At 62.5% G+C, this 13,120-nt stretch carries 10 protein-coding genes; 7 read left to right on the top strand and 3 right to left on the bottom strand.

Annotated features, from left to right (window positions below):
- Positions 1–37 precede the first annotated feature (37 nt).
- The 5 genes from VFE81_RS27260 to purU all read left to right on the top strand — a co-directional run bounded on the left by VFE81_RS27260 (position 38) and on the right by purU (position 5,356).
- The gene (locus VFE81_RS27260) at positions 38–2,041 is read left to right on the top strand and encodes a cation:proton antiporter (RefSeq protein WP_325047571.1); all 2,004 of its coding nucleotides are present in this window, start codon (positions 38–40) and stop codon (positions 2,039–2,041) included.
- 120 nt (positions 2,042–2,161) lie between these two features.
- On the top strand, positions 2,162–2,728 hold the full coding sequence (locus tag VFE81_RS27255) for an adenine phosphoribosyltransferase (RefSeq protein WP_325047558.1): 567 nt from the start codon (positions 2,162–2,164) through the stop codon (positions 2,726–2,728).
- Positions 2,729–2,773: 45 nt separating this feature from the next.
- Positions 2,774–3,388 (top strand): LysE family translocator, encoded by a 615-nt coding sequence (locus VFE81_RS27250; protein ID WP_325047557.1) that lies wholly within the window; start codon positions 2,774–2,776, stop codon positions 3,386–3,388.
- A 100-nt stretch (positions 3,389–3,488) separates the two neighbouring features.
- Positions 3,489–4,376 (top strand): NUDIX hydrolase, encoded by an 888-nt coding sequence (locus VFE81_RS27245; RefSeq protein ID WP_325047556.1) that lies wholly within the window; start codon positions 3,489–3,491, stop codon positions 4,374–4,376.
- Between the two features lie 110 nt (positions 4,377–4,486).
- The gene (gene purU / locus VFE81_RS27240) at positions 4,487–5,356 is read left to right on the top strand and encodes a formyltetrahydrofolate deformylase (protein WP_325047555.1); all 870 of its coding nucleotides are present in this window, start codon (positions 4,487–4,489) and stop codon (positions 5,354–5,356) included.
- 98 nt (positions 5,357–5,454) lie between these two features.
- Here purU and VFE81_RS27235 read toward each other — a convergent pair whose 3' ends face one another.
- From VFE81_RS27235 to uvrA, 3 genes are all read right to left on the bottom strand, one after another.
- Positions 5,455–6,690: a PepSY-associated TM helix domain-containing protein gene (locus VFE81_RS27235; RefSeq protein WP_325047554.1), complete on the bottom strand. Its 1,236-nt coding sequence runs from the start codon at positions 6,688–6,690 to the stop codon at positions 5,455–5,457.
- A 228-nt stretch (positions 6,691–6,918) separates the two neighbouring features.
- Positions 6,919–8,004 (bottom strand): AI-2E family transporter, encoded by a 1,086-nt coding sequence (locus VFE81_RS27230; protein ID WP_325047553.1) that lies wholly within the window; start codon positions 8,002–8,004, stop codon positions 6,919–6,921.
- A 34-nt stretch (positions 8,005–8,038) separates the two neighbouring features.
- Positions 8,039–10,912 carry an excinuclease ABC subunit UvrA gene (gene uvrA, locus VFE81_RS27225; RefSeq protein ID WP_325047552.1) on the bottom strand — a complete coding sequence of 958 codons (2,874 nt, stop codon included), beginning with the start codon at positions 10,910–10,912 and terminating at the stop codon, positions 8,039–8,041.
- Between the two features lie 354 nt (positions 10,913–11,266).
- Here uvrA and VFE81_RS27220 point away from each other — a divergent pair, with 354 nt between their 5' ends.
- Both VFE81_RS27220 and VFE81_RS27215 read left to right on the top strand, forming a co-directional pair.
- On the top strand, positions 11,267–12,457 hold the full coding sequence (locus VFE81_RS27220) for an MFS transporter (RefSeq protein ID WP_325047551.1): 1,191 nt from the start codon (positions 11,267–11,269) through the stop codon (positions 12,455–12,457).
- A 217-nt stretch (positions 12,458–12,674) separates the two neighbouring features.
- A partial coding sequence (locus VFE81_RS27215) for a single-stranded DNA-binding protein (RefSeq protein ID WP_325047550.1) occupies positions 12,675–13,120 on the top strand: 446 nt, incomplete at its 3' end.

The following is a 13,120-nucleotide window of genomic DNA, read 5'->3' as shown; positions in this document are numbered from 1 at the left end:
TGACGAACGAGGACGCTTTACCGATGCGTTTTTGCCGATGATTTCCCCACTCGAAATGACGCTATTCCTGCTGCTGGCTTCAGTAGCAGGCGTGGTGCTCTTTCGCTTTCTGAATCTTCCACCGATGCTGGGCTATCTGACGGTCGGCATCGTGGTCGGCCCGCACGCGTTCGGTTTGATTCCCGATTCGGCGGGCGCACAGAACCTGGCTGAGTTCGGCGTCGTGTTCCTGATGTTCTCCATCGGGCTGGAGTTTTCGCTCTCCAAATTACGCTCCATGCGCCGGCTCGTGTTCGGCCTTGGGCTGTTGCAGGTGATCGGCACGATTGTCGTGGCGGTCACGCTCGGCTTTGTGCTGGAGCGCTGGGTGCACATCACGTGGCAGGCCAGCGTGGCGTTGGGCGGCGCGTTGGCCATGTCGTCGACGGCGATCGTCAGCAAGATGCTCGCTGAGCGCCTCGAGATCGAAACCGAGCACGGCCGCAATATTTTTGGCGTGCTGTTGTTCCAGGATCTGGCGGTGGTGCCGTTGTTGATCGTCATCGCCGCGCTGGGCGGCGATTCGAAAGATCTCGTCAGCGCGCTCGGCGTGGCCGCGATCAAGATCGTTGTGGCGTTGGCTCTATTGTTAATAGTGGGTCAGCGCTTCATGACGCGCTGGTTCAACGTGGTGGCGCGGCGCCGCTCGCAGGAACTGTTCATTCTCAATCTGCTGCTGGTGACGCTCGGCGCGGCGTTCATCACGGATAAGTTCGGTTTGTCGCTCGCGCTCGGCGCGTTCATTGCCGGCATGTTGATCGCTGAAACGCCTTACCGGCATCAGGTGGAAGAGGACATCAAGCCGTTTCGCGACGTGCTGCTGGGGCTCTTCTTCGTCACGACCGGCATGCTGCTGAATCCGCGTGTGATCTGGGAGCATCCGTTTATCGTGCTCGGCTTCCTGGTCGGCCCGATCCTGTTGAAGGCGGTCATGGTGACGGGGCTCTCCCGCCTGTTCGGTGCGTCTCCTGGCGTCGCCATGCGCACCGGTATTGGTCTCGCGCAAGCCGGCGAGTTCGGCTTCGTGCTACTGAACCTGATTCTCGACAAGCATCTCGTCGACGCCACCTTGTTGCAGGCGATTCTCGCGGCAATGCTGCTGTCGATGCTGGCCGCGCCGTTCATGATCCAGAACGCGGATCGAATCGTGCTGCGGCTGTCGTCGACTGAATGGATGATGCAGTCCTTGCAGATGACGCGCATTGCGACGCAGAGCCTGAAGCAGAGTGGCCACGTGATTATTTGCGGTTATGGCCGGGCGGGGCAGAATCTGGCGCGCATGCTGGAGCATGAAGGTTTGTCGTACGTCGCGTTGGATCTGGACCCCGATCGTGTGCAGGCTGCGGCGGCGGCGGGCGAGTCGGTCGTGTTCGGCGATGCGGGGCGGCGCGAATCGTTGCTTGCCGCCGGTATCCATCGCGCCGCCGCGATCGCGATTACCTACGCGAATACGCCGTCGGCATTACGCGTGCTACACAATATTCACGAACTGGAACCCACGTTGCCGGTGATCGTTCGTACCGTCGACGACGCCGATCTGGAAAAGCTGCTGGCCGCCGGCGCGACCGAAGTGATTCCGGAAATCGTCGAGGGCAGTCTGATGCTGGCTTCGCACACGCTGGTGCTGATGGGCGTGCCGATGCGGCGCGTGGTGCGGCGGGTCGAGGAAATGCGCGACGAGCGCTACGCGCTGTTGCGCGGCTATTTCCACGGCGCGGACGACATGGAAGACGACGACGGCCACGAACAGGTGCGGCTACAATCGGTGCCGGTCGACGAAAACTCGGACGCAGTGGGCCGAACGCTGGCGGATCTGGGCCTGTTCGATCTGGGCGTCGAGGTGACGGCAATTCGGCGTCACGGTATTCGCGGCGTCGAGCCGGACCCGTCCACCAAGCTGCGCGCGAGCGACATTGTGGTGTTGCGCGGTTTGCCCGAACAGTTGGCCGAAGCCGAAGAGCGGCTCTCAAAGCATCGCCGTGCGGGAGCCGCTGCAGCGTAATGCGTGCGGTGACCTCGCCGGCCGGTGCGGCAGGCCCAGAGAGACGGTGCCGGTGCATTCGGTGTGGCCGCGCCTGATTTAGCCTTTCATCGGACCCGTCGAGGTCCATCCGGAGACATCATGTCCAACGCGCTCACGAGCGCGCCGCTCGATGCGGCCGACTACATCAAAAGCCACATCCGTACGGTGCCCGACTGGCCGCAGCCGGGTGTGCAGTTTCGCGACATCACGCCGCTCCTGCAGGAGCCGAAGTCGCTGCGCGTACTGATCGACCTGTTCGTCCAGCGCTATATCGACGCGAAGCTCGACTACGTCGCCGGGCTGGATGCGCGCGGTTTCATCATCGGGCCGATTCTGGCTTACGAGCTGAACCTCGGCTTTATTCCGATCCGTAAGCAGGGCAAGCTGCCGTACAAACGGGTCGCGCAATCCTACGAGCTTGAATACGGCACCGCGACCGTCGAGATCCATGAGGACGCCTGCAAGCCGGGCGATCGCGTCGTGATCATCGACGATCTGATCGCCACCGGTGGCACGATGATGGCCGGCAAGATACTGCTCGAGCGGCTGGGCGCGGTGGTGGTCGAAGGTGCGGCGATTATCGATCTGCCCGAACTCGGCGGCTCGGCCTTGCTGCGCAAAGCGGGCCTGCCGCTCTATACGGTGACTGAATTCGGCGGCCATTGAGCGCTGGATGCGAACTTCTTCCCGCATACAACGAAGGTAAGAAAGATGCCCAACTTCCTGTTGTTTCTCGCAACCTCGATCGCCATCACGATGGCGCCCGGCCCCGACAATCTGCAAGTGCTCGCGCGCGGCATCTCGCAAGGCCGCGCGGCGGGCCTCGTCGCGGCGCTCGGCTTTGCGGCCGGCATCACGTTCCACACCACGTTGGCCGCGCTTGGCGTGGCTGCGCTGCTGCGGTCGTCGCCGGTTGCGTTTGAAGTGATCAAGCTGGCCGGCGCCGCGTATCTGATCTGGATCGGCATCAAGGCGCTGCGCAGCCAGGGCCTCGCCACCGCGCACGAACGCGCGCCGCAACCGTTGAGGGCGGTGTTTCGCCAGAGCGTCCTCGGCAATCTGCTGAATCCGAAAGTGACGCTGTTCTTCGTCGTGTTCCTGCCGCAATTCGTGCAGCCGCACGGCACGCAAAGCGTCACGGTGCAGATGCTCGAACTCGGCGTGTTGTTCATGTTGCAGACCGTGGTGGTGTTTTCGCTGTTCGGCGTGTGCGCGGGGCTGATCGGCGGCTGGCTGAAGCGCCGGCCGCGCGTGGGCGTGTGGCTCGATCGGCTCGCCGGCGCGACGTTCATCGCGATTGGGATTCGCGTCGCCTTGCGTGATTGATTGAAGCGACTGACACGACTGGCAGTGAGCGCCACGGCTGACACCGACCGAATCTGCCGGCACCAACCGGGCGCGACCGAAGACCAGTTTGGAGTTTTAAATGACTTTGCCTTGCATCACTGCTGCGCGCCAATTCGACGTTCACGCGCATCTGCCGTTCTGGATCGACGCCGAGCAGGTCGGCTGGATTCGCTCAGCCGATGTGCCGTTGCTCGCGCGCTGGCCCGATGTGTTTGAAATCGACAGTGTTGAACAAAGGCGCGTGACGCTCGCGTCCGTGTTCAACACCGTCGATCTGCGCAGCGCGGCGCTCGGTTCCGTGATCGGTGCGCTTGCCGCCGAGGGCCGTATTCCCGGTTGGCGCAACGAGACTTACGCGATCCGCAATGCGTTCGATGCGCCGCCGCTCGCGTACATCGAACGCGCGGCGTCGCGCTTCTTCGGCACGATGACCTACGCGGTGCATCTGAACGGCGTCGTAGAATACGAAGATGGGGCGCCGCGGACGGCCGCCCCGCTGAAGGGCGCGCCGCAATTGTGGATCGCGCGCCGCAGCGACACCAAGGCGACCGACCCGGGCATGCTCGACAATGTCGTGGCAGGCGGGATCGGCTGGGGCTTCGGCATCGAGGCGACGATCATCAAGGAGTGCTGGGAAGAAGCCGGCATTCCCGAGGAGATCGCCGCGCGCGCCACAGTCGGCCGCACTGCGCATGTGCTGCAATCGTTGCCGGAAGGCACGCAGGCCGAACAGATTTTTATCTACGACCTCGCGCTGCCGGCTGATTTCGCGCCACGCAATCAGGACGGCGAAGTGGGTGAACACCGGCTCGCGCGTATCGACGAAGTGGCGCGATGGATCGAAGAAGGCGCGATGACCGTGGATGCGAGTCTCGCCACGCTGGATTGCCTGCTGCGCCGCCGCTGGATCGACGACGACGCGTGCCCGGGCATCGAGACGCTGTTCGCGCCGCCGGTGCCTGCATAAGCGCCAGTGAGGCGCTGGCGCGACGAACAAACCGGGTCACGCCGTAGCACGCTGCATCGAGCGGGACACACCGAACAAACCAAGCACTGAAGAAGGGAGTCACCCAGGTCATGTCGACCGATCACAGCTTTATTCTCAAACTGTCGTGCGCCGACCGGCCCGGCATCGTCCACGCGGTTTCGGGCTTTCTGTTCGAGCGTGGCAGCAATATTCTCGACTCCGCGCAGTTCGGCGACAGCCGCACCGGCGAGTTCTTCATGCGCGTGCATTTCCAGCAGGTCGGCGGTGATCCGGGCCTGGAGGCGTTGCGTACCTCGTTCACAACGCTCGCGGAGCAGTTCGGTATGCGCTGGGAATTGCACGATGCGTCGGTGAAGCCGCGCGTCGTCATCATGGTGTCGAAGATCGGCCATTGCCTGAACGACCTGCTGTTCCGCTATCGCACCGGTCAATTGGGTATCGAGATTCCGGCGATCATCTCGAACCACAAGGAGTTCTATCAGCTCGCGGCCAGCTACGACATTCCGTTCCATCACTTCCCGCTGATGGGCGCCACGCCGGACGCGAAGGCTGCGCAGGAAGCGCGTGTGCTCGAAGTGATCGAAGAGCATCAAGCCGATCTGGTGGTGCTCGCGCGCTACATGCAGATTCTGTCGCCGCAGTTGTGCGAATCCCTCGCCGGCCGCGCGATCAATATCCACCACTCATTCCTGCCGAGCTTCAAGGGCGCGAAGCCTTATTACCAGGCATTCGACCGCGGCGTGAAGCTGATCGGCGCAACCGCGCACTACGTGACGACGGATCTCGACGAAGGGCCGATCATCGAGCAGGAGGTGGAGCGTGTCGACCACAGCATGACGCCTGAGCAACTGACGGCGATCGGCCGTGACGTCGAATGCGTGACGCTGGCGCGTGCGGTGAAGTGGCACGTTGAACACCGCGTCGTGTTGAACGGCAGCAAGACGGTGGTGTTTCGTTAAGCGTAGTTGATGCGCTTGCGGTGGGGGCGGTCAAACCATGGCCGCATGACCCTGTTGCAAGCCTGCGCCCCGGGTCTATCCGGCATGCTCTCGTCAGATCAGGACTGCGCCGCGGTCCTGTCAGCATCCCGCGCGTCCTGTGCAAGCCGTGCGTTTTGCGCGGAACGGCGGCGCGCATTCAGTTTCTTCAGCCAGATTAGCAGTCCCGTTGCGCTCAGCACGGCGACCGCAATCCCTACCGCGCTAATCAGAATCCGGCCGCCGAGACCGAGGATGCGTCCCGAGTGCAGCGGGAATTGCACCTGCATGAAAATGTCGCCCGCCGTGCCCTTGCCGGAAATCTGCGCGCCGAGCAGCTTGCCGGTGGCCGCGTCCCAATACATCCAGGGATTGCCGAGGCCGATGTCGCCGTGATCGTTGCCGGTTGCGTAGAAGCCGACGCCGTAGGCGTGCAGGTACTCCGCGTAGTAGAGGCCGCCCGGTGGCACCTTCAGGTTCTGCGCTTTGCCGGCTTGCTCTGCTAGCTGCACGATGCGCTCGCGACTCAGTACCTGGTCGCCGGGCTGCGGCGTGCGCAGGATTTCGGGGTTGTTGACCGGATTGGGCGTGAGCGTCGAGAACAGCGACACGATAGGTCGAACGACCGGCGCTGCGAGATTCATCGATACCGACGTCAGCGCGACGATCACCAGCAAGCCCCAGATCCACACGCCGCCCGAGCGGTGCAGATCGAAGGTAAGCGCATAGCCGCCGCGCCCCAAGCGAAACGCAAACGACTTGCGCCATGCCTTGAAGCTCGGAAACGACAACCATAGCGCGATCACGCTATCGAACAGCCACACGATCCCGACAATGCCCATCAGCCACGTGCCGATATCGACACCGCCGGTGAACGGCAACTGCAGCGTGTAGTGCAGCTTGTAAATGAACGGAATCAGATTGAGCCGCGCGAGCGAAACGGCGCCCCATTCGCGCCGCCCCTGGACATCGCCGGTGGCGGGGTCGACGGCAATCTGGTTGAAGTCGAGCGGGTAGGGCTGCTTCGTCGCGGGGTTGGTGCGCGGCAGCACCATCATCTGCAACGTGTGGCCGGGTTCAGCGGCGAGCGGCAGATACGTCACCTGCAGACGCGGATCAGCCGCTTCGACGCGACGTGCCAACTCGAGTCCCGATAGCGCCGGGCCAGCGCTGCGCGCTTTGAAGAACGACGGGTTCAGCGTCGCATCGAGTTCGTGATCCCACGCGATGATCGCGCCGGTCAGGCCGGCGACGAGCAGAAACAGCGCAATGGCGACACCGAACCAGCGGTGCAGGCGAACGAGTTGCTGCCTCATAAGTGAGCCGGCGGAACGGAAAGCGAAGGGAAACAGCGGGTCACAGTGTCAGGATGCAAATGGGAATTGTTCGCATCTTATGCGAATCAAGTGGTCCGCTGCAAGTTTTCTGTAAGTGATTGGCGCCGCGCGGATCTGGCCTCCTGAAGACCGTTGGCGTAAAAAAAGCGGCACCGAAGTGTCGCTTTTCGCCCGTCCGCTAAGCCTGCATCGCAGGCTGGTTGACGCTCACACCAGCCGCAGATAAATCAATTCCCGCTTGATGTACGCATAGAAGATTGGCGCCGCGACCACGCCGGGGATGCCGAATGTGGCTTCCATCACGAGCATCGCGATCAGCAATTCCCAGGCGCGCGCCTCGATCTGACCACCGACGATACGCGCGTTCAGAAAGTACTCCAGCTTGTGAATCAGAATCAGGAATACCAACGACATGACCGCCGCCGGAAAGCTCACCGAGAGGGCCACCGCGACGATTATCGTGTTCGAGATCAGATTGCCGATCACCGGCAGCAAGCCGACGATAAACGTCACCAGCACCAGCGTTTTGGAGAGCGGCAGCGTGTCGTGAAAGATCGGCAGGATCACCAGCAGGAAGACGCCGGTAAAGACCGCATTGATCGCGGAAATCTTGACCTGCGCGAATACGATGCGGCGGAAGGCGTCGGCGAAACGGGCTACGCGCGTGACGAATGCAGTGGACAGCGGCAGCCGTTGCATATGCTTCTGCGCCCCGACCGCGATGATCGCACCGATGATCATGCCGATCAGAATATGCGTGAAGCCGCGCGCCGCAGTCTTGCCGCTTTGCTGCAGCATGTTTGCGTGCGTCTGCATCAACTCTGCCGCCTTCGTCTTCATCTGCTCGGTATCGACCGGCAGATAGTTGGCGACGAATTGCGGAATCCGGCCGCGCGCCTGGTCGATCAGCTGCATTGCCTGGTCGAGTAGCTTCTGCACGCTCGGCACGTCGTTCTCGAAATGCTCGATGATGCCGAGCGTCAGCCCCGTCAGCGCGCCGACTATCACCACCGACAGGATCACCACTGCAAGCCAGCGTGCGCGCTGACTCGACATATGCCGCTCGATGCGCGGCGCGATGGTGTGCACGAGTTGAAACACGAGGAGCCCGGCCAGCAATGCGCCGAGCAGCTTCAGTTCGATGACCGCCCACATTCCGAACAGCATCAGCACGTAACTGCCGATTTCGACCGCCGACAGTCTCGGCAGGCTCATGTCGCTAGTCAGCCTGACCGGGCGTGGGCGTAGGTCCTGCACTTGCCCGTCGTCGCGCGCCTGATTCCGCTTGGCCATGGCTTATTCCGTCTCCAACCCGTGTTGTGCAGCGTTACTTTCTACTGGCAGTGCGTTTCAGCAAAGGCGCCAGATACTTGCCGGTAAAACTTGCCTTCGACTTGGCAACCTGCTCCGGCGTGCCTTGCGCAATGATCTGACCGCCGCCGGCTCCACCTTCGGGGCCGAGATCGATGACCCAGTCGGCGGTCTTTATTACATCGAGATTATGCTCGATGATCACGACGGTATTACCCTGGTCTCGCAAACGATGAATGACTTCCAGCAGCAATGCGATGTCGTGAAAGTGCAGACCGGTGGTCGGCTCGTCCAGAATGTATAGAGTGCGACCGGTGTCGCGTTTGCTCAGTTCCAAAGATAGTTTGACGCGCTGCGCCTCGCCGCCCGACAGCGTAGTGGCCGACTGCCCCAGCCGGATATAGCCCAGGCCCACGTCCAGCAGGGTTTTCAGCTTGCGCGCGACGACCGGCACCGGCTTGAAGAACTCGTAGGCGTTCTCCACCGTCATGTCGAGCACTTCGCTGATGTTCTTGCCTTTGTATTGGACGTCCAGCGTTTCGCGGTTGTAGCGCTTGCCGTGGCAGACGTCGCAGGGAACGTAGACGTCCGGCAAAAAGTGCATCTCTACCTTGAGCACGCCGTCGCCCTGGCAGGATTCGCAGCGGCCGCCCTTGACGTTGAACGAGAAGCGGCCCGCTTCGTAGCCGCGTTCTTTCGCGGCAGGCACGCCCGCGAACAGTTCGCGGATCGGCGTGAACAGGCCCGTGTACGTGGCGGGATTCGAGCGCGGCGTGCGGCCGATCGGCGACTGGTCGACGTTGATGACCTTGTCGAAGTGCTCCAGACCTTCGATCGATTCGTACGGCGCCGGCTCGGCGGACGAGCCATACAGGTGATGCGCGACCGCGTGGTATAGCGTGTCGTTGATCAGTGTGGACTTGCCCGAACCGGACACACCGGTCACGCAGGTCAGCAGGCCGACCGGCAAATCGAGCGAGACGTGCTGCAGATTGTTGCCGTACGCCTCGACGATCCGCAGACGCCGCTCATCCGGTTCCTTGCGCTCGTCCGGGAATTCGATGTTGCGGGCGCCGGACATGTACTGCCCGGTCATTGACGCCGCGTTCGCTTCCACCTGCTTGGGCGTGCCCTCGGCGATCACCATGCCGCCGTGCTCGCCCGCGCCCGGACCCATGTCGACCACGTAGTCGGCCATGCGGATCATGTCTTCGTCGTGTTCGACGACGATCACGGAGTTGCCCAGGTCGCGCAGATGCTTGAGCGTGGAGATCAGCCGGTCGTTGTCGCGCTGATGCAGACCGATCGACGGCTCGTCCAGCACGTACATCACGCCGGTCAAACCGGAACCGATCTGCGATGCGAGGCGAATCCGCTGCGCTTCGCCGCCCGACAGCGTTTCCGCGCTGCGCTCGAGCGACAGGTAGTCGAGCCCGACGTTATTCAGGAACATCAGGCGCGCGACGATTTCCTTGACGACCTTGTCGGCGATCTCGCGCTTCGAGCCTTCGAGGCGCAGCGTCTGGAAATAGCCGAGCGCGTCGCGCAACGGCCAGCCGCTGATTTCGAAGATGCCGCGCGCGTCGCTGTCCGAGCCGATCCGCACGAAGCGCGCTTCCCGGCGCAACCGCGTGCCGGCGCAAGCGGGGCAGGACTGGTTGTTCTGATACTTGGCGAGCTCTTCGCGCACCGCGACCGAATCGGTCTCGCGGTAACGCCTCTCGAGATTCGGGATGATCCCTTCGAACACGTGCTCGCGCACGGAAGTGCGGCCGCGTTCGTTGATGTACGAGAACGGAATTTCCTGCTTGCCCGAGCCGAACAGCAGAATCTTGCGGACTTTCTCCGGCAGGTCTTCGACGGCCGTGTCGATGTCGAACTCGTAGAACGCCGCGAGACTTTGCAGCATCTGGAAGTAGAACTGGTTGCGCCGGTCCCAGCCCTTCACCGCGCCTGCCGCCAGCGACAGCGACGGATGCGCGACCACCCGCTTTGGATCGAAGAAGGTGATCTGGCCGAGACCGTCGCACTCCGGGCACGCGCCCATCGGGTTGTTGAACGAGAAGAGGCGCGGCTCGAGCTCCTGCAGCGAATACGAGCAGATCGGGCAGGCGAACTTCGAGCTGAACAGCTTCTCCTTGTCGGTATCCATCTCCAGCGCGATCGCGCGGCCGTCGGCGAGACGCAGTGCCGTTTCGAACGATTCGGCCAGGCGCTGCTTCATATCGCCGCGCACTTTCAGCCGGTCGACGACGACGTCGATCGTGTGCTTGTCGTTTTTCTTGAGCTTCGGCAGCGAGTCGACGTCATAGATCTTCGCGACGCCTTCGTTGGCTGTGCCGCCGCCCGAGCGCACCCGGAAACGGATGAAGCCCTGTGCCTGCATTTCCTCGAACAGTTCGACGTGCTCGCCTTTGCGGTTCGCCACCACCGGTGCGAGGATCATCAGCCGAGTCTCTTCCGGCAAGGCGAGCGCCGCGTCGACCATCTGCGAGACGCTTTGCGCCTCCAACGGAATTTCGTGGTCCGGACAATACGGCGTGCCGACCCGTGCGAACAGCAGACGCAGATAATCGTGAATTTCGGTGACAGTGCCGACGGTGGAACGCGGATTGTGCGAGGTCGCTTTCTGTTCGATCGAGATTGCCGGCGACAGACCTTCGATCAGATCGACGTCCGGCTTCTCCATCAATTGCAGGAATTGGCGGGCGTAAGCGGAGAGACTTTCGACGTAGCGCCGCTGTCCTTCCGCGTAGAGCGTGTCGAACGCCAGCGACGATTTACCCGAGCCGGACAGGCCCGTAATCACGACGAGCTTGTGACGTGGGAGGTCGAGATTGACGTTCTTCAGGTTGTGGGTACGAGCCCCACGGATACGGATTTGTTCCACGCGTTATTCCAAGACTTGGCCCGTGACCTGGCGGAAAGAGGAAGAGGCTAAACCTGCTACTATAACGACTTTTCAAGACCGCCGTTACGGCTTCCTGACAGCCTGAATGGACGTCAAGGCAAGCTGTAAGGCAGCGGTCCAGCGCCGTGGGGAAGAGGTCTAACTGGGGCCGTTTCTCGCGAGTACAAGACGCCGCGAGGCGTGGGCGAGCCTGCAGCAAGGCCGCCGGCCCAAATGCCGCGCCGCATGCTTGCCGCCGTCCAGCCGTCCCGTGGTAAGCCGCCTGGTTGTGGCCGTCCTGCGGGGAAGGTCCGTCCGCGGTGTGCCGCCCTGATCATTCAAAGAACGCTCCCGATGTCCAATCCGTCTGCTACATCCTCACGCATGAGCGCGCCTGAAATGCGCGCGACCGTGTCGCTCGCCGCTATCTTCGCACTGCGCATGCTCGGTCTCTTCATGATCATGCCGGTGTTCTCGATCTACGCGAAGACTATCCCCGGCGGCGACAACGTGCTGCTGGTGGGTATCGCGCTCGGCGCGTACGGCGTGACGCAGTCGATGCTGTACATCTTTTACGGCTGGGTTTCTGACAAGGTCGGCCGCAAACCGGTCATTGCGACCGGTCTCCTGATCTTCGCGCTCGGCAGCTTCGTCGCGGCAGGCGCGCACGACATGACGTGGATCATCGTGGGCCGTGTGATTCAGGGTATGGGCGCGGTGTCGTCCGCGGTGATCGCGTTTATCGCCGACCTCACCTCCGAAGAGCATCGCACCAAGGCGATGGCGATGGTTGGCGGCAGCATCGGCATTTCGTTCGCGGTGGCGATTGTCGGTGCGCCGATCGTGTTCCAGTGGGTCGGCATGAGTGGCCTGTTCACGCTGGTCGGCATCTTCTCGATTCTGGCGGTCGGCCTGGTGCTGTGGGTCGTGCCCGATGCGCCGAAGCCCGTGCACGTGCGCGCGCCGTTCGCCGAGGTGCTGCATAACGTCGAGTTGCTGCGCCTGAACTTCGGCGTGCTTGTACTGCACGCCACGCAAACCGCCTTGTTCCTCGTCGTGCCGCGTATTCTCGAAGCCGGCGGCCTGCCGGTCGCGTCGCACTGGAAGGTGTATCTGCCGGTGATGGGCCTCTCGTTCGTGATGATGGTCCCGGCGATCATCGCTGCGGAAAAGCGCGGAAAAATGAAAATCGTGCTGCTGTCGGCGATCGGTCTTATCCTGATCGGACAGTTGTTGTTGGGCGTCGCACCGCATACGATTCTGAGTGTGGCGGCGATCCTCTTTGTCTACTTTCTGGGCTTCAATATTCTTGAAGCGTCGCAGCCTTCGCTGGTGTCGAAACTGGCGCCGGGCACCCGCAAGGGCGCGGCGGCCGGCGTGTACAACACCACTCAGTCCATCGGTCTTGCGCTGGGCGGGGTGGTCGGCGGGTGGCTGCTCAAGGTGGACGGCCAGAGCGTGGTCTTCTTCACTTGCTCGGGGCTGGTGTTTTGCTGGCTTATAATCGCGGCAAATATGAAACAGCCGCCGCGCAGGAAGGCGTAACAGCGCCCCCAACCCTGGCGTTTCGCGCCGGGCCCCCCGAAGGGGCAATTCCCCAAGGGGACTTCCTTCGGTGCGGAAAACTTGGGTCGGCACGGCGTTTTCTTGACAGAACTCACCCGGCGGCGGGCTGAGCGCAGTTCCGGTCTCCGGCCCGCTGGCTTGGGACGTGAATCGTGCATTGCTGCGCCGCCCGCAACGGAATCAACAGGAGAAACTCATGGCATCCGTGAACAAGGTCATTCTCGTCGGCAATCTCGGAGCCGATCCGGAAGTCCGTTATCTTCCGAGCGGCGACGCAGTGGCGAACATCCGCCTTGCGACGACGGATCGGTACAAGGACAAAACGTCCGGCGAAATGAAGGAAGCAACCGAATGGCACCGCGTGGCGTTCTTCGGCAAGCTTGCTGAAATCGTGAACCAATATCTGAAGAAGGGTTCGTCGGTGTATCTGGAAGGGCGCATCCGCACCCGCAAGTGGCAGGCTCAGGACGGCACTGACCGTTACTCGACCGAAATCGTCGCCGATCAGATGCAAATGCTGGGTGGTCGTGGCGGCTCGACGGAAGGCGGTGGCGATGAAGGCGGCTACAGCCGCGGCGAACCGTCGGAGCGTAGCGGCGGTGGTGGTGGTGGCGGCGGTCGTGCGGTTGCTGGCGGCGGCGC

Origin of the sequence: Paraburkholderia sp., assembly GCF_035656215.1 — a bacterium.
Classification (GTDB): Bacteria; Pseudomonadota; Gammaproteobacteria; order Burkholderiales; family Burkholderiaceae; genus Paraburkholderia.
The sequence above is the reverse complement of the archived record's forward strand: the minus strand, read 5'-3'. Positions and strand labels throughout refer to the sequence as shown.

Excerpts from the sequence above, each read along its gene's own strand:
- VFE81_RS27255 (WP_325047558.1), top strand. The coding sequence starts at position 2,162 with ATGTCCAACGCGCTCACGAGCGCGCCGCTCGATGCGGCCGACTACATC.
- VFE81_RS27235 (WP_325047554.1), bottom strand. The coding sequence starts at position 6,690 with ATGAGGCAGCAACTCGTTCGCCTGCACCGCTGGTTCGGTGTCGCCATT.
- VFE81_RS27230 (WP_325047553.1), bottom strand. The coding sequence starts at position 8,004 with ATGGCCAAGCGGAATCAGGCGCGCGACGACGGGCAAGTGCAGGACCTA.
- VFE81_RS27250 (WP_325047557.1), top strand. The coding sequence starts at position 2,774 with ATGCCCAACTTCCTGTTGTTTCTCGCAACCTCGATCGCCATCACGATG.
- VFE81_RS27245 (WP_325047556.1), top strand. The coding sequence starts at position 3,489 with ATGACTTTGCCTTGCATCACTGCTGCGCGCCAATTCGACGTTCACGCG.
- purU (WP_325047555.1), top strand. The coding sequence starts at position 4,487 with ATGTCGACCGATCACAGCTTTATTCTCAAACTGTCGTGCGCCGACCGG.
- VFE81_RS27260 (WP_325047571.1), top strand. The coding sequence starts at position 38 with ATGATTTCCCCACTCGAAATGACGCTATTCCTGCTGCTGGCTTCAGTA.
- VFE81_RS27220 (WP_325047551.1), top strand. The coding sequence starts at position 11,267 with ATGTCCAATCCGTCTGCTACATCCTCACGCATGAGCGCGCCTGAAATG.